Source organism: Mesorhizobium sp. C395A (genome assembly GCF_030323205.1).
In the GTDB taxonomy this organism is placed as follows: Bacteria; Pseudomonadota; Alphaproteobacteria; order Rhizobiales; family Rhizobiaceae; genus Mesorhizobium.
Genome location: NZ_CP100473.1, coordinates 1,549,538 through 1,567,478, shown reverse-complemented (window position 1 = coordinate 1,567,478; position 17,941 = coordinate 1,549,538). Strand labels below are relative to the sequence as shown.

Below are 17,941 nucleotides of genomic sequence, written 5' to 3'. Positions count from 1 at the left end.
ACGACAACAACCGGGAGGAAGAAAATGTCGTCCAATCTGTTCAACCCAACCAGGAGGCAACTCCTCCAGGGAACCGCCGCCCTTGCCGCCGCCGGCTTTGCCGGTGTTCGCCCAAGCTTTGCCGCCGGCGTCGACTGGAAGCGCTTTGCGGGAACGACGCTTGACGTCAATCTGGTGAAAAGCCCGCGCAGCGACACGCTGATAAAATACATCGCCGAGTTCGAGGAACTGACCGGGATCAAGGTCAATGCCGAAGCGACGCCGGAACAGCAGCAGCGCCAGAAGACGGTGATCGAACTCAGCTCCGGCAAGCCGAGCTTCGATGTCGTGCATCTGAGCTACCACGTGCAGAAGCGGCAGTTCGAAAAGGGCGGCTGGCTGGCCGACATATCAGGCTATCTCGCTGACTCGACCCTGACCGATCCTGCGCTGGTGGAAACCGATTTCGCCGATGCCGGCATGCTGTTTGCCAAGGACGGCCAGGGCGTGCTGCGCTCGCTACCGTTCTCAGTCGACTACTGGATCGTCTACTGGAACAAGGAATTGTTCGAGGCCAAGGGCCTCAAATACCCTGAAACCTTCGAGCAATTGGTGGCGGCGGCCGAAGCGCTGACCGACCCGTCGACCAACACCTATGGATTTGTCGCCCGCGGCCTCAAGAACGCCAACACGCCGGTGTGGACGTCGCTTATGCTCGGCTACGACATGACGCCGCTCGACGACAAGGGCAAGCTGCGCACGACCTCGCCCGAGGCGGTCGAGGCGGCCAGCCTCTACCAGCGGCTGATGACCAAGTCGGCGCCTCCAGGCGTCACCGGATTCAACTGGGCCGAAGCCCAGTCCGCCTTCCTGCAAGGCAAGATCGGGATGTGGTTCGATGGCGTCGGCTTTGCCCCGCCAATGGAAAATCCGGAAAAGTCACGAGTGGTCGGCAAGGTTGGCTACGGCGTCATGCCCAAGGGGCCCAAGGCGCATGCCGCCGGCACCTTTGGCGACGGCCTCGGCGTGACGGCCGCCAGCGAGAAGAAGGAGGCCGCCTACCTCTTCTGCCAGTGGGCGATTTCGCCCGCCATGGGCGCGCGCCTGCTGCAGGCGGGTGCCGGCGTGCCGTTCCGCAAGTCGGTGCTGGAAGATCCCAAGGTGCGCGAAGGCGTCACCATGCCGGCGAGTTGGCTCGATGCCGTGGTCGGCTCGGGCAATGTCAGCCGGCTGTCGCTGCCGGTCATCATTCCGGTCACCGAGTTCCGCGACATCTATGGCGTGGCGCTGACCAATCTGATCGCCGGCGCCGATCCGGCGGAGGAACTGAAGAAGGCCACCGAGCAGTTCCAGCCGGTGCTCGACCGGAGCGAGCAAGGCTGATGTCCGCCATCACCCCAGAACGCACCGGGGTGACGACGCAAGCCATCGAAGGGAGCCAGACCATCCGGCTGGCTCCCAACTACTGGCCTTTCGTCGTCCCGGCGCTCGTCGTCGTCGGCGCCGTGATCGTCTTTCCTTGGGCCTTCACACTGTGGATGAGCGTCAACCGCTGGACCCTCGGCCAGGCGCGAAGCTTTGCCGGGATGGAAAACTATCTGCGGCTGGCGGTCGACCAACGCTTCTGGGAATCGCTTTTCCATACGCTGACCTACACGGCGCTTTCGGTCGCGGCGCCGATGTTCCTCGGCACTCTTGCCGCGCTGATCTTCGACGCGAAATTTCCGCTGCGCGGGCTGTTGCGTGGCGTCTTCGTCATGCCGATGATGGCGACCCCGGTCGCCGTGGCGCTGGTCTGGACGATGATGTTCCATCCCCAGCTCGGCGTGCTCAACTATCTGTTGTCGCTGGTCGGCATTCCGGCGCAGGAATGGATCTTTAACGCCAGGACAGTCATCCCGTCGCTGGTTGCGGTCGAGACCTGGCAGTGGACGCCGCTGGTGATGCTGATCGTGCTGGGCGGCTTGGCCTCCGTGCCGCGCGAGCCCTTCGAGAGCGCCGAGATCGACGGCGCCAACGCCTGGCAGCAATTCCGCTATCTCACCTTGCCGATGATCGCGCCGTTCCTGATGATCGCGATGATCATCCGCACCATCGATGCGTTGAAGAGTTTTGACATCATCTACGCCATGACCCAGGGCGGACCGGGCACGGCCTCGGAAACCATCAACATCTATCTCTACAACACCGCCTTCTCCTACTACGACATCGGCTATGGCTCGGCCATGGCCGTGGTGTTCTTCATCGTCATCGTCGCGCTGTCCTTCATCCTGCTGATGCTGCGCCAGCGCTCCCATTGGATCGGGGTGGAGGGCAAATAGATGAGTTCACGGCTGCTCAAGCGAATCGGGCTGTTCTTCGCGGCTCTGGTCTTCGTCTCGCCGGCGATCCTGTTCTTCCTCTGGATGATCTCGCTGTCGCTGAAATTCGAGATCGACAACGGTGCATACCCGCCGATCCTGATCCCGGAACATCTCGCCTGGTCGAACTATGTGAAGGTATTCGAGGAGAACAATTTCCTGCTCTATTTCTGGAATTCGGTTCTGGTGACGGGCACGGCAACGTTGCTGGCGCTGCTGATCGGCGTGCCGGCGGGCTATGGCATCGCGCGGCTCAAGGCCGAACGCTCGGCGGTGGTCATCATGATCGCCCGCATGACGCCGGGGCTTTCCTATCTCATTCCGCTGTTCCTGCTGTTCCAGTGGGTCGGCATTCTCGGCACGCTGTGGCCGCAGATCATCATCCATCTGGTGGTGACGGTGCCGATCGTGGTCTGGGTGATGATCGGCTATTTCGAGACCACGCCGATGGAGCTGGAAGAAGCGGCCAACATCGATGGCGCCAGTTCCTGGCAGGTGTTCCGGCTGGTCGCCTTGCCCATCGCCAAGCCGGGCATTGTCGTCGCCTTCATCCTGTCGATCATCTTCTCATGGAACAATTTCGTCTTCGGCATTGTGCTCGCCAGCCGCGAGACCCGCACGCTGCCGGTCGCCGTCTACAACATGCTTTCCTACGAGCAGGTGAGCTGGGGCCCGCTCGCCGCCGCAGCACTTGTGGTGACGCTGCCGGTTCTGGTGCTGACCCTGTTCGCGCAAAGGCAGATCGTCGCCGGGCTGACCGCAGGCGCCGTCAAGGGCGGCTGAGGCACGGCCCCGACATCACTCATTTCCGGGAGAAATCCAATGGCATCGGTAACAATCAACAACGTTCAGAAGGCTTTCGGAGCCGCCAAGATCATCCACGATGTCAGCGTCGACATCGCCGATGGCGAATTCGTTATCCTGGTCGGGCCGTCGGGCTGCGGAAAGTCGACGCTGCTGCGCATGATTGCCGGACTGGAAACGATCTCGGGCGGCAGGATCGCCATTGGCGATCGCGTCGTCAACAATCTCAGGGCGCGCGACCGAAACATCGCCATGGTGTTCCAGAACTACGCGCTCTATCCGCATATGACGGTGGCCGACAATATGGGCTTTGCCCTGAAGATCAAGAAAGCCGATCCGGCCGACACCGCCGGCCGCATCGGCAGGGCCGCCAGCATTCTCGGCCTGGACAAGCTGCTCGACCGCTATCCGCGTCAGCTTTCCGGCGGCCAGCGCCAGCGCGTCGCCATGGGCCGCGCCATCGTGCGCGACCCGCAGGTGTTCCTGTTCGACGAGCCGCTGTCCAATCTCGACGCCAAATTGCGAGTGCAGATGCGCGGCGAGATCAAGGCGCTGCACCAGCGGCTCGGGACCACAACCATCTACGTCACGCACGACCAGATCGAGGCCATGACCATGGCCGACAAGATCGTCGTGCTGCATGACGGCCTTGTCGAGCAGATCGGCGCGCCGCTCGACCTCTACGACCGCCCGGCCAACCTCTTCGTTGCCGGCTTCATCGGCTCGCCGGCGATGAATTTCATTCGGGGCCATGTCGAGGAAGGTGTTTTCCGCAGCGCCGGTGGACTGATCTTGCCGCTGCCGGAAGGCATCGACCTGACCAACATTCCCGGCGGCGACCTCATCTACGGCATCCGCCCCGAACACATCCGAGCGACGACCGCCAAAGGAATCCCCGGCACGATCGTGCTTCTGGAAGCAACGGGTTCGGAAATCTTTGCCAGGGTCGACTGCGCCGGAGAAGAAATCTCCTGCCTTTTCCGCGAGCGGCTGGCACTGAAACAGGGCGAGCAGATGCGCATCGAGATCGACCGCGCCTGCGCTCATCTGTTCGACGTCAAGACCGGGCGGCGATTGTAGGGGGCGATGGGGGCTGCTGACAGGGCAACTTCCGCACGAAATATTTCTGGTGAGCGCGTCGGGGTTCGAACCCGAGACCTACTGATTAAAAGTTCATTTCCGGCCATTTTGCCAAGCCATTGCTTTCGTTCGTTTTTGTGCCGTGTCCGCACATAAGCTGTTGATTCCTAAGGGACACTCTTTGACAAATCAGGACAGTGTGAGACATTGAACGCACATGAAGCGCCGTCGATATGACGGACACAGTGCGGACACACCAGATGCAACTCTCGGACGCCATCATCAAAGCCCTGCCGGCTCCGGCAAGCGGGAACAAGATCACCTATGACGACGACGTGAAGGGCTTCGGCATCCGCGTTACCAAGGCTGGCGCCCGGGCGTTCATCCTGAACTATCGCACTCGCTCCGGCCTGGAGCGTCGGTACACGATCGGCTCTTTCCCTGACTGGAAAAGCGGTCCTGCCCGCGAGGAAGCAAAGAACCTTAAGAAGCAGATCGACGTGGGCGCCGACCCCATGGGCCAGGTCGCTGCCGCCCGCGACGCAAAGACCGTTGGCGATCTCTGCGACCGCTTCGAAAAGGAACACCTCACCAAGAAGCGGCACTCGACCGCCCGCGACTACAAGGCGCTGATCAAGAACCACATCTTGCCGGCGCTGAAAAACAAGAAGGTGGCCGAAGTCGAGTTCACCGACATCGACAGCCTGCACCGCAAGATTTCGAAGACCGCGCCCTACCTGGCAAACCGGGCGGTGGCCGTTCTCTCGAAGATGTTCGGGCTCGCCATCAAATGGCGGTGGCGCACCGACAACCCGGCCAAGGGGATCGAGCGCAACGACGAGCAGAAGCGGCACCGCTATCTGTCCCCGGCTGAACTTGGCAAGCTGACCGAGGCGTTGACGGCGCTGGAGGATCAGCAAGCAGCGAACATCTTTCGGCTTCTGCTGCTCACCGGTGCGCGGCGCGGCGAGGTACAGGCCGCGAAATGGGAACAGTTCGATCTCACCGCTGGCGTCTGGACAAAGCCGGGTTCGACCACGAAGCAGAAGACCATGCACCGCGTCCCGCTGTCCGCCCCTGCCCGCCTGCTACTCACCCAGCTTCGCGAGAAAGCCAAGGAGGATGCCGTTTACGTGTTCCCCGGGCGTGGCGCCGATCATCGCGTCGAGATCAAGGCGGAGTGGAAAGAGGTCTGCATTGCCGCCGGCATCGTCACTGCCGATACCGTAGGTGAAAAGATTGTGGTTGCGCCATCAGCCCGCATTCACGACCTACGCCACACCTATGCCTCCGTGCTGGCCAGCGCTGGCCTGTCCCTCCCAATCATCGGCGCCTTGCTCGGACACTCGCAGCCGGCCACCACGGCGCGCTACAGCCATTTGATGGATGATCCCCTGCGGGCAGCGACCGAACGCGCTGGCGCCATTGTCATGGCTAAGGGTACCGGCGCTGAAATCAGCGCGATCAAGGCCGCGCGGTGAACACGTCCCGGGCGGACCGCGCCGAAGCCCTCGCCGCTGCGCTGCGTATCCTCGACATAGCTGACACCGCAGCAGTTGTCGAAGATCTGGAATTGGCTGCGGACACCCTCAATGCATATCTGTTGGCCGAAAAGGTTTCACTCAAGACGTTGGCGGCCCGCCTGGCTGACATTGAAACCATGTCGGCAGAGTTGGCAGACCTTATAGAGCAATACGACGCAGGGCTGTTCGCTGCCATTGGCACTCGATCTCGCGAGTTGCAGTCGCCCTATTCCGTAGGGGACGAACTTGACATAGCGACGTTGCGGCGATTGTCAGCCGATGCTGGCGCGGCCCGTGGTGCTGCGGTGCTGGAACTTGGCAGTGGGGACGCGGACAATCCAGACCCCAATGGCGCCGATCTGGCAACGAAGCTCGACGGCTCACCGAAGCGACGTTTCGTTTCCGAGATTGTGGGCATCCTCGCGGTGCAACGACCAGATCTTTTGGCGACGACTAAGGAAGGACCGCTGCATCGTTTCGTGGTTGATTGCTGGGAATGGGCGATCGGCGATCAGAACCCGCCCGGCATTCCAGATGATATCGCTATCGTCGTGCCTGAGTTTCAATCGATCCGCGACAGAGCGGCTGCGCGTGAGTTGGCGACCGCAGCGAGGAATTTTCGACGGCTCGGCCTGCCGCAGTATGCCGCTGATTTCCAGGCGCAAGCGGACAAAATCACCGAGCGAATAGCAATCCGAAGCAGGGGGCGCAATTAGGCGGGGCTGCTTCGGACGACCCTCGCCGCGTCTGTAAATAGGTTCTCGCTGTCAACTCAACGAAAGGAGTGTCAGCGAATGAGCCTACTTGATGACTATCTCGACCGCCCTGCCCTGGCAGCACAACTACATGTCAGCGAGCGTACCCTGATCCGGTGGCAACGTTTGCCAGACGGCCTTCCCTATGTGGAGCTTGGGGGCCGCATCCTCTATCGAGTCCCTTCCGTGAAGGCGTGGATTGAGGCGCTGGAGCGCAAGCCGAACCCTCGCCGGAGGGCGGCATGATGCAGAATGATCTCGAACCCGATATGACGATCCAGCAGGCCGCCGAATTCCTGGCCGGCCCGTATGAACGCCAAGGCGGTCGCGCTGCTGTTCCAGAACTCCGGTCCCGCTTCGGTCTTTCGGCCGCAGACGCCATCGAGGCGATCAGGATCGCCCAGGCCATTCGACTGGCGAGGGCAGGCTGATGGACCAGAAATGCGAAAAGCCGGCCGCGCTGGACACGCGAACCGGCTCCGAAATGTCAACAAGCTTCCCGGCAAGTGACGGTTCGGACCATAGCAAACCGGCACGTAAAAGCAACGGCAAAGGCAGCCCACAAGCCCGGTGGAAGGAAGCCAACCCGCAAAAGGTCTGGGCGCACCAGTGCCTCCGATCGGCATTGAAGCGCGGGCTCGTCATCCAGATGCCGTGCGAGCAGTGCGGCGACTTGGTGGCCGAGGCGCACCACGATGACTACGACAAGCCGATGGATGTGCGCTGGCTCTGCCGGCTGCATCATCGCCATGAACATGGCCGTCTTCGTCGGCAGAGCGGCGGCACCGAATGAGCCGCGACTTCGCTCCCGTCTCACCGGCCATATGGGGCTCCCGCGCCTTCCTGTCGCTTCCCAGCGATGGGCGGGTGCTGATGCTCTACCTGATCTGCGGCCCTCACCAGAACAGCGCAGGCTGCTGCCGTATCAGAGAAGGCTATGCCCTGGCCGATCTCAATTGGCAGGCCGAACAGTACCGGCGCGCGCTGGCCGATGTCGTGCAGGCTGATCTCGTCATGCACGATCCGGCGACCGCCGAAACCTACGTCAAGAAGTGGTTCCAGCACAAAGGCAACATCCCGACGAACAAGGATCACGCCAAGGGGACAATGAAGATCATCGACCACATCGACAGTGACGATATCAGGGAAGCTGCCGAGGCCGATTTCATGGCGACCGAATGGGCGAAGCGGACCTTCGCCACCGACCCGCCGGCGAACGTGGTCAGCGTCAATCCTGGCGAAAGGCTCCTGCAAACCAGAGTAATGCGAGGTGGAGCATGACACCCCTGCACACAGCCCTGTCACCAGCCCTGTACACACACAGAGACAGAGACAGAAACCGAGACATAGACCTGAGACATAGACCTGAATCTAAACAGAACAAAAAACAGAATTTAAACCCGTCCGCTTTGGAAGAAGGAAAAACACAGAAAGTTTCAGGCCAAGAACTTTCCACAGAAAGCGGCGTCCAATGAGTGGCGCCATCGACTCCGCTGCACGGCTGCGCAGGATATCGGCAGCTTTGCGCGAAGGGCGGCTGATCGATCCTATTGACGCGGTGCCGCTCGGCGAGGCGATCGACGCATTCTTCGCTGGTCACGAACCTACGCTTGACGCGGCGCTCGGGCTGAAGGCCGCTGGCCCTGGCAAGGCCGATGCACGACGCGCCTGGCTCATAAGCGAACGCGACGAAGCGCTGCGGGAACTTGCCGGGCATGTTGCTTACGATCTCGACGGCGCCGACTCCGAAGGCGTCTGGGATCTGTTCGAACACCTCGAAGCCTATGCCGCTGGCGAATGGCCAGAGCATCGTACAGCGGCTGTCTGCCCGCACCCAGAAGGCGGCAGGGCGCTTGCCTGGACCATCCTTCGCGGCAACAGCGGCAAAGCTCCGACACGGCGATGGCTCGCCGACTTCTTCAGCACCTAACGCGGAAATCATATTTGCGCGTCGGGACACTTTTCAGGGTCTGGTAAAATGCGTGCAAATCAACGGAGAAACCTATGGACGCCGCCACTCCCGCCGATCTGATCGTCTTCCTCAACAGCGCCAATCCGGGTGGAAAGTTGCCTGCACCGGCAAAGGCCAAGTTCGTCGCCCTGGTCGAGGCCCGCGACGATGCACGTGCATTGTTGATGGGAGTTTCGGACAAGCAGCGGAAGCTGTTCGACAAGCGCGACGAAGCCGAGACGGAATTCCGGCGTCTGGAACGCGCCCTGGATCGCGGTGAACTGCAACGCGAGGAGGATCTGCCCAACGGCCTTGTCCGGCGAGGCCCAGACGATCCCCGCTTGGCAGAAGCCAAGGCAAAGTTGGACATGGCCCTCGAAGAACTCGAACGGGTGCGCGGCCAGTACGAGGCGCGGGCCACCGTCTGGCGCTCCCACGCTGCCCTCGTTGAGAGGCTTGAGCGCTACCTCAAGGACATTCCTGGCCGGATCGAATTGGCCGAGCCGGTGAAGCCGTCGACCGCAAAGGGTGACAAGCTGCTTGCCGAGATCAAGGCGAGTCGGTCGACCATCTCGAAACTGAAGGCCGACCGTCGCGACGTTGAGACCGCTCCGCTGCCCTCCAGCGATGCCAAGGCATTTGCCAAGGCCTGGGTGGCCGCACAGGCAGCGACAGCCAAGCCGCGCCTTTACGGCATCCTTGACGGTGGCCGCAACGAGATCGAATTCCCCAACAAGATGATCACGGTCGAGACCACGGTTGTCATGCCCGACGCGCACGGCATAGCGCGCGGTCACGCCAGCGCAGTTGATCCGGTGGCCCTCCAATGCTGGCTCAACCCAGACGCGATGATTGCCGCCCTTAACAGGGACATCGGCGCTATAGCCGCCGACGACCGTGCACTCGATAAGGCCACGCGCTCATTCAAGGACGACGAGATCAGCAAACAACTGTTCGAAGCAGAGCGCACAGAGGAAGCCCTTGTCGATGCAGCCCTGGCCGAACACCTGCCAGTCGAACGCCGAGCCGATGTGGATCCCCGCGCGTTGCTTGGTCTGGCCGACGATCTGCCGGAACTGCGGGACTGAGTTCAAGAGCATGGCGGGAATCCTTCACCCCCATACCAACGAGACGGGCGAGGCCACGCGCACCGCCCGTCTCACCTATTGCCCAGCCTTTCCTGTCAGTCAGGCTACGGCAAAGGGTCGGGCCCTTACTCAGCGGTTATGGTCCGACCCGCTTCTATCAAGAGAAGGCGCGGCCATGTCCTCAGAGAGCATGGTCTTGCGTCGCGGGTCGAGCCTGCCATGCGCTCGACCCGCACCGATGCCCAGCAAGTCAACGGGTCCCAGTGGGCGGCTGACGTATGAGGGGAATGCGACAGCGTTTACCCCGTCCAGACACAGCTTTGAAAACTTCATTTCCGTTTCCGCATGGGAGGCCTGAGCCATGGAATTCAAGGGCCTCAGCGTTTCGGCGCGGCAATTGGGGACAGTTCTGGACCTAACCGATCGCCGCATTCGCCAGCTTGCAGAAGAGGGCGTGTTCCCGCGCATCGAGCGGGGGCAGTATCCCCTGATTGATTGCATTCAAAGCTATATCGCCACGGTCGCCGCCGGCACCGAAACCGACGATCTTCGCCAGGAACGCATTCAATTGATGCGGGCTCAAAGGCGCCGCATCGAGCTCGACAACGTGATCCGCGAAGGAACCGAAGTCGACCTGTCCTTTCAGGACACGATCATCGGGGCAGTAGCTATGTGGTGGCTGCTCCAAATTCGCCCGATTGCGACCTGGCTTTTCGAAGACCTCCGCCGCCGGGGCGTGAAGGACGAGCGCATTATCGCCGGCCAGGTCGAGAACTGGATCATCGCACTGCGGCACGAGGGCGAGGAGAAGATGCTCGCCGCTGCCGCCAAGGCTCGAAAGCAAGGAATTATCATCACCGGCTTTGACGATCTCGCCCGGCTGGTTGGATCGAAAATCGATGACAGCGGCAACATGGGCGAACCACCCAGCCGCCGCACGACCAAGGAGAAAACAGCATGACCATTCCAAGCCACTTTCCCGACCACTGGAAAACCGCTCTTGCCAAGGGAGACGCTACCGGCTTTCGCACCGCCGGCGACATGGTGGGCTTTTTCTACAAGGCGCGCTTCGTCACCGCCCTCTTTTCCCAGGAAGAGAAGCACTATCTCGACCTCGCAGACCGTCATCCAGAGCAATACGCCGCTGCCCTGGCTCAGGCTCGGGCCGAAGATCGGGCCAAGTTCGAAACGTCCGAAGCCATGAAGCGGGCGCCCTTCGATGCTTCCGAACCGGGCAAACCAGTCACGACCATTTCGAAGGCGTGGGATAAGGCCATCGCAAAAACGAACGAGGGCTTCAACGACCTGGCTGCCGGCATCTACGCCCGCCGAAACAAATAGCTCACATCAATTCGGCCCGTCGTGATGACGCGCCTGTCCCTAGAAGGAAGCCAGCATGGCCGGCAAGACAATCAAACAACGCATCGCCTTGGATGGTGGCAAGGACCTAGAGAAGCAGCTGAAAGAGCTCGGCGCTGAAGGCGAGAAGGCATTCGCCAAGATCCGGGCCGCCGCAATCAAGGCTGACCTCGCCAAATTCGGCGCCAGTGTGAAGACCTTCGGCTCTGACCTCGCCGCAGTCGGCCAACGCTTCGCACTATTCGGTGCTGGCATTGCGGCTGCTGCTGCCGGTGCCGGCGCTGCCGTTCTAGGTCTGGCCAAATCCGGCGCGGACGCTGCGGACGCGGCCGGCAAGGCAGCGCAGAAGACCGGACTTCAGATCGATGAATATGGGCGACTGGAGTTCGCGGCCAAGATGGCGAACGTTTCCCAAGAGGAATTCGTCGCCGGCATGTCCAAGTTGAACAAGGCGATCGGCGAGGCGGCACAGGGCACCGAAGCGGCTGGCAAGGCGTTCGAAGATACCGGCGTGCACGTCACGCGCTTCGGCCAGAAGACCAAGGACGCCACCAAGCCGGTCAAGGCCGCTGGCGACATCTTCACCAAACTCGGCGTCAAGATCAAAGACGCAAATGGCAAACTGCGCTCGAACGAGGCGATCGTCCAAGACATAGCCGAAGCCTTCGCCCGAATGCCGGACGGCGCCATAAAGTCGGCGTTGGCAATTGAGGCATTCGGCAAGGCAGGCGCCAACCTTCTGCCGTTCCTCGACCAGGGCAAACAAGGCCTGCGCGAACTCGGCGACGAGGCCGCGAAGCTCGGAATCCTGTTCACTCCAGAGCAGTTCAAACTCGGCGACGCGCTGGGCGATTCGCTGGATTCTGTGTCGACCGCCATCAAGGCCATCAAGGTTCAACTCGGGCTGCTGTTCGCGCCGATCGTGCTGGCCGGCGCCCAGGCGCTCACAGACATCATCGTCCAGAACAGGGACGCAATCCTGCAACTCGGCGCTGCCGCCGCGAGGATAACGGCAAGCGTTCTCGGCGATCTGCTGCACCTGCTGAGCGGCAACACCGCAGCCATAAAAAATCCTTGGATTTTGCAGTGGTCGATCGCGATCAAGCAATTCGGCAGCGATGTGTCGGGCGTCTTCAACGGGCTGGTTTTGCCGGCCTTCAAGGCTCTCCGGGAGGGCGCGCAATTCGTTGCCGACCAGATCAACCGGGTTTTCGGCACCGACATCACCGCGGGGGAATTGGCGCTCGGTGCCGCCATCCTCTCTGCGGCAGGCGCGTTCACTCTGCTCGGATCAGCCGTTGGCGTCGTCGTTGCCGGTATAGGCCTCCTGGCCACGCTTGTCGGCGGCATCCCATTGGCCATTGCGGCGGCGGCAGTTACGGCCGGCATCCTGATCGGAATATTTTGGGAAGATATCAAGGCCGGCGCCGCTGCCGCATGGCAGTTCATCCAAGACGGCGCTGCGGTGGCCTGGGGCGCGATCGTACAGGGCGCAACCGACTTGTGGGGGCAGATCGTCGGTGGCTTCCAGGAAGGCCAGCAAATGGCCGTGGACGCCTTCAATGCAGTGGTCGACGCCGTGGTCCAAACCTGGGACGCATTGCGCGACCGGCTGGGGCAGATTTCCGATGCTATCGTGAACCGAATTTTCGGTTCCTTCTCTGGTCTCAAGGAACGCATTGCCGGGATCTGGAACTCAATCGCCGAAACCGCGAGCGCAGCCTTCGGGCGCATCGGCAGTTTTATCGACGGGATGATTTCCCGCATCTCGGCAGCTATCGCGCGGCTCAAGGAACTCGTCGGGCTCGGCAACAGCGCTGGATCGTCGGGCGGTGGTGGCGGCGGCCAAGGCTTCGCACGCGGAGGCTATCTCGCCAACGGACCAGGCACGTCGACATCCGATTCGATCATGGCTCGGCTTTCAGTCGGCGAATTCGTTCTGCAGGCGAAGGCGGTGCGGCGCCTGGGCGTGAATTTCCTTCACGCGTTGAACCAGGGTGCTGACCCGCTCCGGGCAATGCGCGGCTTCAGCATTGGCGGCGCGGTCGACAACTTCAACAGATCCATGTCGGTCCCGCGCTTTGCCGGCGGCGGCTCGGTAGGTATTGCTGCCGCATCAAAAGGCAGCGCGTCCGGCATGACAAATGTCCGGCTCGACTTCGGTCTCGGCGCACAAGACGTGTTCGATCTGATCGGCGAAAGCCACGTGGTCAACAAGCTGCATCGGTTTGCGGTCAAGAGCGCACTCCAAACCACCGGAAGAAAGCCGGGGCGTGGCAAATGACCGACAAGCTTGAAGCATGGTGGCGACCGCCGCCGGAACACGAAGGCCGGGCCGAACAGAACCGGCTCAAATTCAAGGCGCAGTTCGGCAGCTTCGAAGCGGTCGAATTCGATTCGTACTGGCTCGGCACGTCGATGGACGGGAAGCACCTCGCTTTCCAATTCCAGCGGCCGGACGGCTCAACGCACAGGTTCGCGCTGTCCGACCAGATGGTGGAGCAGTTCTTTGCCGAGCTTGCCGGCTGCATCGAGGAGATGGGGCAGCGCCAGCTTGCAGCCAAGGAACTGGACGGCAACGCATGACCGCAGATCACTTCGCCTTCACCGCCGCAAGCACCGCCATCCTCGTGTTGGCCTGGTGGCCTTTTTAAGGAGAACCCGATGTTTGTTCACATGCTAAGTGGCGGCGTTCCAAGAGGTCGCGCCATAGTCATTGGCGGCGGCTCCGGCGACGGCGACGGCGGCTTTGTCGAACCGCCTGCCGTCACCACCACTTCATCCGGCGACACCACGATCAAGGGTCAGGTCAAGCCGGGATCGTTCGGCAAGTTCGTCTATCCGCTGGCGACGATCACGGCCGGCCGGCAATACACCTTCCGCTACACGCCGCAGTTTTCGCAGCTCGCTCAGCAGGGCAAGCTCGCCATGGTCGGCTTCGGCCTGAAGAACTCCAACGATTTCCACATCGTCGGTCTGCGCGGAAATGGCACCACTGGCCTCAACAAATACAAGGTCAACGGAACGCCGCCCAACGGCTGGAACAAGGATAGCGGCCATACCACGTCGGATGGTGGCGCGTCGGCCAACGGCACCCAGGCGGGTCCGAACTACATCCGGCTGATCATCTCGGCCGACGGCGCCACCTACAAATTCCAGACCAGCCCCGACAATGTCACCTATACCGACGAATACACAGGCGCCGCGCCGACGCCGTTCTCCAACGTCTCCGGCGTTGCCACCTTCGGCATCGCGCTCTGGTTCAACAATGCCGATGCCGGGCCTTTTTCGATCGTCATCGACCAGTTCGCCGATGCGGCGGCACCGACCGGCGATCCTTACTGGTCGAATGTGGTCTTGCTCTGCGGCTTTGAAGGTGCCGACGCATCGACCACGATGACGGATGAAAGCCTGTCTGCTCACGCCCTGACGACGTTCGGCAACGCCCAGATAGACACTGGAATCGCGCCACCGTTCGGAACATCCTCGCTCTTGCTTGACGGCAGCGGCGACTACCTGACCACGCCCGATCATGCAGATTTCAATTTCGGAACTGGCGATTTTACGATCGAGCTGTTCGCCCGCACTGCCGTCGCCGGGAACAATAATTATCTGCTCGTGCAAGCAGGAGCGGCGCCTAACATCTCTTACCGGTGGCGCTGCAACGTGACCAACCAGCAGGACGTTGCATATTCGAGCAACGGCACTGGCACGAACAACTTGGTTGGAGCGATCGGCGGCGTTCCTCTCACCACCTGGAAGCATCTCTGCTTTGAGCGGTCCGGCACCAAGCTGCGGCTCTATGCAGCCGGAGTGATGGATGCAAGCTCAACGACCATCGGCTCAAGTCCGCTTTTCGATTCAACCGCCGTCCTGGCCATCGGCACCTCGTCGACCACTACCGGTTTCAATGGCCATTTGAAGGAGATTCGCATCACCAAAGGCGTGGCGAGGTACAACAATGATTCCGGCTTCACGGCGCCGACTGCTGCCTTCCCGAGAAGCTAACCTGCCAGCGCCATTCCAAAGCCAACACCCAGGCCGATTGCGAGGCCTAGGAGCAGCTTGCCGGCCAGATCGAGGGCGAAGGCGCGAACAGGGCGCCATACGTCTTGGCGGGGCTCTGTGAGGGCTTGGGAGAGATCATCGAATACCGTGTCCATGGCCGGATTCTAGATCGGAACTCCGGGAATGTGAATCCCCGATTTGTTCTCTCCTCCTGTCCCGTTCTGGATCATCAAAGCTGGCATTGTAATTGCAACGGCAGCGGGGCAAACACCTCGGCAAGAGTCCCGCAATCCATGGCCGACAGCATCAAACCGTCGTCTTCTGTACAGATCGACAAATCTTTGGGCGAGTGGGTTGTTCGCATCAAAGGCAGGAACGGTGAAACGTATTCCCGAGCATTCGAAAATGAGGCAGATGCCGTCGCTTTCGCTGGCGATCAGTCTTCTCGTCTAGGGTTGGAAGCTCCCTCCAAGCGAGCAACTTGACCCTTCTCTGAAGATCGAAAGCTGGGAAGATGCCGACGCATCGCCGGCCTTGGGAGGGAGCGCGCAAGCGGCCCCCCCCAAAAGGGAGTGCTTGACGAAATCAGCGAATAAGCAAACTGTGTCCGTGGGCTTGACAACCCGGACCTGGATACGGAGTCGCAACCCTTGGCGGGGGAGCTTCACCGAATAGCGTAGGAAGCCATGCAAGGCTTCTGTGCGCATGTGGAGCGCCTTGGCGGGCGTCCAACTCGGCTTTTATGGCCGGGGGCGGACGCCATGTCCAGAGGGAAACCTTAAAAGCGTTCGGCCTGTCTTCCAGGCAGGTTGTCAACCCCCGGCTTCGGCGCCGTCCCGCCGAGCGGGCCTTGACAGCCCTTACCTGGGGACTTGGGACATGAACGCTCACGTTCGGATTTTGCAGCCTTTTGGAATGCCTAAGGGGATGGACCCACGCCAGTGGCGCCATTCGGTGGAGAAGCGCCTGAACGATCTGTTGGACCGCGCCATGAGCTTGATCACCGCGCTGGACTGCATGGAAGCCGATTGCGATCTTGAGGAAACGGCCGACGACGAGCCGTCCCTAGGCTGCCTTGATGATCTTGAACTAGACAACGCCGACGACGAGGAAAGCGCGGACGCCGAGCCCTGCCCAGACACCTACGGCGAAACCGTCATGTGGGGCGAGGATCTGAAGTCGCAGGAAGTGCTGGTGTCGCTATGATGAGCGAACCTGATCTAGACGATCTTGAAGGCGACATCGGTCTGATGGTCGACCTCTTAAAGTTGCTCAACCACACTCTGATAGAGGCGCCGGAATATACCGCCTCAGCCTCGGCTGCGCTCTCTCAGTCCGTTTCGCTTGCAATCGTCCTTCAGCACATGGGAGAGCGAATGGTCGGCACAATGGCGGACTGCCACCAAGCAGTGATGGACGAACGCAAGGCCGCTCACTGATCAAGTGGCAAACTTTGCCACTTGATGTTGCCCGCTGCCTCACGGTGGCGGGCTTTTTTACGGACATAGTGCGGACATGGATTTCAGCGGACACAAAAGACCACCCTCACCTCCTGCAACTCCTTGGTTTTCTTGCGATTTTGGTGAGCGCGATGGGGCTCGAACCCATGACCTACTGATTAAAAGTCAGTTGCTCTACCGGCTGAGCTACGCGCTCCCGCGGGCTCTAAAGGCCGCCCTCGAAATTGCGCGGAACATAGGGAGAGTGCCGCGACCGGTCAACCGGAAAAAGATGGCCCTTCGACCGGGGTTTCAGCCATCGCCAGACGCGCCGCAAATTGCGTCGTCACCAGCCCGGTGAGCCGCTCCCGCAACGTGGTCGCCGCTTCGATCTGTTGGCGCGCGAGACGCGCCTTTTCTCACGCGCCGAATTCGAGAAACATTACAAATCAGCAACTTACTGCTTTGGTGGGAACCATCGCACGAGCGGGCCGTTTTCGTCTCACAAGGGACGTCAACCACCCTTCAAGGAGAAGATCATGAACAAGATCGCAACGGGTCTACTGGCGACCACCCTGTCAATTTCGTTTGCCGCGGCCGCCGCTATGCCGGCCAATGCCGCCCAGATGTTCGTGCCCCAGTCATCAGCAACTTCGTCCGACATCGTGAATGTGGGCGATTCTCGTCATGACAACTGGCGGTGGATGCGCAACCGCAATTCCGGCAATCGCGATTTCCGCGTAGGCCGCCAGTTCTCGCGCAACAATGATGGCGGCAGCTATTGGAATGGCCATCGCGGCTATCGCGAATATCACCGCGGCTATCGCCGTCACGGCGACTACTGGTTCCCGCTGGCTGCTTTCGCCACCGGCGCCTTGATCACCGGTGCGATCGTCAACAGCGAGAACAACCGCGGCGATGCGCACGTGCAGTGGTGCTACGACCACTATCGGTCGTACCGCGCTTCGGACAACACATTCCAGCCCAATTACGGCCCGCGTCGGCAGTGCAATTCGCCCTATTGAGCTGAGTTGGTACCAGGTGTTGTGTAGAAAAGCCCGCGCCGGCAACGGCGCGGGCTTTTCCGTAGGTTGCTTGGGTACGGCGCGGCGGATTAGCTGGCCCAATTGACGCTCTTGAAGATCAGATACAGGGCTCCGCCTTCACCACGCGGAGAACGGTATGCGGCGAGGCCGTTGCAGATTCGAACCGCAACTGCGGTCATCCTCCAGCCGAGCACTTCCAGGTCGTTGTTCAAATCTATCGCATAGGATTGAGCCAGCTCATCAATGGAATGCTCCTGTCCGAAAGACCGAACCAGCTTTGCGTCGGCAAGCAGGTCGCCTGGCAGGTTTGAATTTGCCCAAGCCCAGAGCCAGTTGCTGGCCTTGGCACTCGTCGATCCGGCGATTTGGATTTCGGCGACGACCTTGGTGATGCCGTTGTCCGAGAACAGAAGCTTTCCTTCTGTCAGATCATAGTCATAGCGAGGCCAACTGCCGAGTCGGAACGCCTGCTGCAAGCGTGCATTCTTTGCATCCAATTGTTCGACAGCCTCGTCGCGCCAGGCCTGATACCAGTGTGGATTCATCCCC

The 17,941-nt window shown here is 61.0% G+C and carries 22 protein-coding genes and 1 tRNA gene; 21 read left to right on the top strand and 2 right to left on the bottom strand.

Annotated elements, in window-relative coordinates:
- Positions 1 to 24 precede the first annotated feature (24 nt).
- The 20 genes from NLY37_RS07800 (at position 25) to NLY37_RS07705 (ending at position 16,346) form a co-directional block, all read left to right on the top strand.
- A complete protein-coding gene (locus NLY37_RS07800) occupies positions 25 to 1,362 on the top strand; it encodes an ABC transporter substrate-binding protein (protein ID WP_023742462.1) in 1,338 nt (445 codons plus the stop codon).
- Positions 1,362 to 2,300, top strand: coding sequence for a carbohydrate ABC transporter permease (locus NLY37_RS07795; protein WP_023742463.1), 939 nt, complete (start codon positions 1,362 to 1,364; stop codon positions 2,298 to 2,300). The genes NLY37_RS07800 and NLY37_RS07795 overlap by 1 nt, the downstream gene beginning before the upstream one ends.
- A complete protein-coding gene (locus NLY37_RS07790) occupies positions 2,301 to 3,122 on the top strand; it encodes a carbohydrate ABC transporter permease (RefSeq protein ID WP_023742464.1) in 822 nt (273 codons plus the stop codon).
- 39 nt (positions 3,123 to 3,161) lie between these two features.
- Positions 3,162 to 4,223: an ABC transporter ATP-binding protein gene (locus NLY37_RS07785; RefSeq protein WP_023742465.1), complete on the top strand. Its 1,062-nt coding sequence runs from the start codon at positions 3,162 to 3,164 to the stop codon at positions 4,221 to 4,223.
- 233 nt (positions 4,224 to 4,456) lie between these two features.
- A complete protein-coding gene (locus NLY37_RS07780) occupies positions 4,457 to 5,704 on the top strand; it encodes a tyrosine-type recombinase/integrase (RefSeq protein WP_023742466.1) in 1,248 nt (415 codons plus the stop codon).
- Complete coding sequence (locus NLY37_RS07775; protein WP_023742467.1) at positions 5,701 to 6,462, top strand: hypothetical protein; 762 nt, start codon at positions 5,701 to 5,703, stop codon at positions 6,460 to 6,462. Before NLY37_RS07780 ends, NLY37_RS07775 begins: the two co-directional genes overlap by 4 nt.
- 78 nt (positions 6,463 to 6,540) lie before the next feature.
- A complete protein-coding gene (locus NLY37_RS07770) occupies positions 6,541 to 6,747 on the top strand; it encodes a DNA-binding protein (RefSeq protein ID WP_156933961.1) in 207 nt (68 codons plus the stop codon).
- Positions 6,744 to 6,932 (top strand): hypothetical protein, encoded by a 189-nt coding sequence (locus tag NLY37_RS07765; RefSeq protein ID WP_031246370.1) that lies wholly within the window; start codon positions 6,744 to 6,746, stop codon positions 6,930 to 6,932. Before NLY37_RS07770 ends, NLY37_RS07765 begins: the two co-directional genes overlap by 4 nt.
- Positions 6,932 to 7,294, top strand: coding sequence for a hypothetical protein (locus tag NLY37_RS07760; RefSeq protein ID WP_023742469.1), 363 nt, complete (start codon positions 6,932 to 6,934; stop codon positions 7,292 to 7,294). The genes NLY37_RS07765 and NLY37_RS07760 overlap by 1 nt, the downstream gene beginning before the upstream one ends.
- On the top strand, positions 7,291 to 7,782 hold the full coding sequence (locus tag NLY37_RS07755; protein ID WP_023742470.1) for a hypothetical protein: 492 nt from the start codon (positions 7,291 to 7,293) through the stop codon (positions 7,780 to 7,782). The genes NLY37_RS07760 and NLY37_RS07755 overlap by 4 nt, the downstream gene beginning before the upstream one ends.
- 190 nt (positions 7,783 to 7,972) lie before the next feature.
- Positions 7,973 to 8,431: a hypothetical protein gene (locus NLY37_RS07750; protein WP_023742471.1), complete on the top strand. Its 459-nt coding sequence runs from the start codon at positions 7,973 to 7,975 to the stop codon at positions 8,429 to 8,431.
- Between the two features lie 74 nt (positions 8,432 to 8,505).
- On the top strand, positions 8,506 to 9,540 hold the full coding sequence (locus tag NLY37_RS07745; RefSeq protein ID WP_023742472.1) for a hypothetical protein: 1,035 nt from the start codon (positions 8,506 to 8,508) through the stop codon (positions 9,538 to 9,540).
- Positions 9,541 to 9,901: 361 nt separating this feature from the next.
- A complete protein-coding gene (locus NLY37_RS07740) occupies positions 9,902 to 10,501 on the top strand; it encodes a hypothetical protein (RefSeq protein WP_023742474.1) in 600 nt (199 codons plus the stop codon).
- Positions 10,498 to 10,881 (top strand): hypothetical protein, encoded by a 384-nt coding sequence (locus NLY37_RS07735; RefSeq protein ID WP_031246374.1) that lies wholly within the window; start codon positions 10,498 to 10,500, stop codon positions 10,879 to 10,881. The genes NLY37_RS07740 and NLY37_RS07735 overlap by 4 nt, the downstream gene beginning before the upstream one ends.
- Positions 10,882 to 10,936: 55 nt before the next feature.
- Complete coding sequence (locus NLY37_RS07730; RefSeq protein ID WP_023742476.1) at positions 10,937 to 13,183, top strand: phage tail tape measure protein; 2,247 nt, start codon at positions 10,937 to 10,939, stop codon at positions 13,181 to 13,183.
- Complete coding sequence (locus NLY37_RS07725) at positions 13,180 to 13,485, top strand: hypothetical protein (protein ID WP_023742477.1); 306 nt, start codon at positions 13,180 to 13,182, stop codon at positions 13,483 to 13,485. Before NLY37_RS07730 ends, NLY37_RS07725 begins: the two co-directional genes overlap by 4 nt.
- Positions 13,486 to 13,563: 78 nt before the next feature.
- A complete protein-coding gene (locus NLY37_RS07720; RefSeq protein ID WP_023742478.1) occupies positions 13,564 to 14,907 on the top strand; it encodes a LamG domain-containing protein in 1,344 nt (447 codons plus the stop codon).
- A gap of 293 nt (positions 14,908 to 15,200) precedes the next feature.
- Positions 15,201 to 15,392 (top strand): hypothetical protein, encoded by a 192-nt coding sequence (locus NLY37_RS07715; protein ID WP_156933962.1) that lies wholly within the window; start codon positions 15,201 to 15,203, stop codon positions 15,390 to 15,392.
- A 394-nt stretch (positions 15,393 to 15,786) separates the two neighbouring features.
- The gene (locus NLY37_RS07710; RefSeq protein WP_286442021.1) at positions 15,787 to 16,113 is read left to right on the top strand and encodes a hypothetical protein; all 327 of its coding nucleotides are present in this window, start codon (positions 15,787 to 15,789) and stop codon (positions 16,111 to 16,113) included.
- Positions 16,113 to 16,346 carry a hypothetical protein gene (locus tag NLY37_RS07705; protein ID WP_156933963.1) on the top strand — a complete coding sequence of 78 codons (234 nt, stop codon included), beginning with the start codon at positions 16,113 to 16,115 and terminating at the stop codon, positions 16,344 to 16,346. Before NLY37_RS07710 ends, NLY37_RS07705 begins: the two co-directional genes overlap by 1 nt.
- Positions 16,347 to 16,487: 141 nt before the next feature.
- On the opposite strand, the gene NLY37_RS07700 is transcribed toward NLY37_RS07705, so the two are convergent.
- Positions 16,488 to 16,563, bottom strand: a tRNA-Lys gene (locus NLY37_RS07700).
- Positions 16,564 to 16,885: 322 nt separating this feature from the next.
- Here NLY37_RS07700 and NLY37_RS07695 point away from each other — a divergent pair.
- A complete protein-coding gene (locus NLY37_RS07695; protein WP_023742482.1) occupies positions 16,886 to 17,371 on the top strand; it encodes a BA14K family protein in 486 nt (161 codons plus the stop codon).
- Positions 17,372 to 17,460: 89 nt separating this feature from the next.
- On the opposite strand, the gene NLY37_RS07690 is transcribed toward NLY37_RS07695, so the two are convergent.
- Positions 17,461 to 17,937, bottom strand: coding sequence for a DUF6882 domain-containing protein (locus tag NLY37_RS07690; RefSeq protein WP_023742483.1), 477 nt, complete (start codon positions 17,935 to 17,937; stop codon positions 17,461 to 17,463).
- Between the last annotated feature and the right edge of the window lie 4 nt (positions 17,938 to 17,941).

What these genes read in the sequence shown, in the direction of transcription:
- NLY37_RS07800 (WP_023742462.1), top strand. Translation starts at nt 25, where the DNA reads ATGTCGTCCAATCTGTTCAACCCAACCAGGAGGCAACTCCTCCAGGGA.
- NLY37_RS07795 (WP_023742463.1), top strand. Translation starts at nt 1,362, where the DNA reads ATGTCCGCCATCACCCCAGAACGCACCGGGGTGACGACGCAAGCCATC.
- NLY37_RS07790 (WP_023742464.1), top strand. Translation starts at nt 2,301, where the DNA reads ATGAGTTCACGGCTGCTCAAGCGAATCGGGCTGTTCTTCGCGGCTCTG.
- NLY37_RS07785 (WP_023742465.1), top strand. Translation starts at nt 3,162, where the DNA reads ATGGCATCGGTAACAATCAACAACGTTCAGAAGGCTTTCGGAGCCGCC.
- NLY37_RS07780 (WP_023742466.1), top strand. Translation starts at nt 4,457, where the DNA reads ATGACGGACACAGTGCGGACACACCAGATGCAACTCTCGGACGCCATC.
- NLY37_RS07770 (WP_156933961.1), top strand. Translation starts at nt 6,541, where the DNA reads ATGAGCCTACTTGATGACTATCTCGACCGCCCTGCCCTGGCAGCACAA.
- NLY37_RS07765 (WP_031246370.1), top strand. Translation starts at nt 6,744, where the DNA reads ATGATGCAGAATGATCTCGAACCCGATATGACGATCCAGCAGGCCGCC.
- NLY37_RS07760 (WP_023742469.1), top strand. Translation starts at nt 6,932, where the DNA reads ATGGACCAGAAATGCGAAAAGCCGGCCGCGCTGGACACGCGAACCGGC.
- NLY37_RS07755 (WP_023742470.1), top strand. Translation starts at nt 7,291, where the DNA reads ATGAGCCGCGACTTCGCTCCCGTCTCACCGGCCATATGGGGCTCCCGC.
- NLY37_RS07750 (WP_023742471.1), top strand. Translation starts at nt 7,973, where the DNA reads ATGAGTGGCGCCATCGACTCCGCTGCACGGCTGCGCAGGATATCGGCA.
- NLY37_RS07745 (WP_023742472.1), top strand. Translation starts at nt 8,506, where the DNA reads ATGGACGCCGCCACTCCCGCCGATCTGATCGTCTTCCTCAACAGCGCC.
- NLY37_RS07740 (WP_023742474.1), top strand. Translation starts at nt 9,902, where the DNA reads ATGGAATTCAAGGGCCTCAGCGTTTCGGCGCGGCAATTGGGGACAGTT.
- NLY37_RS07735 (WP_031246374.1), top strand. Translation starts at nt 10,498, where the DNA reads ATGACCATTCCAAGCCACTTTCCCGACCACTGGAAAACCGCTCTTGCC.
- NLY37_RS07730 (WP_023742476.1), top strand. Translation starts at nt 10,937, where the DNA reads ATGGCCGGCAAGACAATCAAACAACGCATCGCCTTGGATGGTGGCAAG.
- NLY37_RS07725 (WP_023742477.1), top strand. Translation starts at nt 13,180, where the DNA reads ATGACCGACAAGCTTGAAGCATGGTGGCGACCGCCGCCGGAACACGAA.
- NLY37_RS07720 (WP_023742478.1), top strand. Translation starts at nt 13,564, where the DNA reads ATGTTTGTTCACATGCTAAGTGGCGGCGTTCCAAGAGGTCGCGCCATA.
- NLY37_RS07715 (WP_156933962.1), top strand. Translation starts at nt 15,201, where the DNA reads ATGGCCGACAGCATCAAACCGTCGTCTTCTGTACAGATCGACAAATCT.
- NLY37_RS07710 (WP_286442021.1), top strand. Translation starts at nt 15,787, where the DNA reads ATGAACGCTCACGTTCGGATTTTGCAGCCTTTTGGAATGCCTAAGGGG.
- NLY37_RS07705 (WP_156933963.1), top strand. Translation starts at nt 16,113, where the DNA reads ATGAGCGAACCTGATCTAGACGATCTTGAAGGCGACATCGGTCTGATG.
- NLY37_RS07695 (WP_023742482.1), top strand. Translation starts at nt 16,886, where the DNA reads ATGAACAAGATCGCAACGGGTCTACTGGCGACCACCCTGTCAATTTCG.
- NLY37_RS07690 (WP_023742483.1), bottom strand. Translation starts at nt 17,937, where the DNA reads ATGAATCCACACTGGTATCAGGCCTGGCGCGACGAGGCTGTCGAACAA.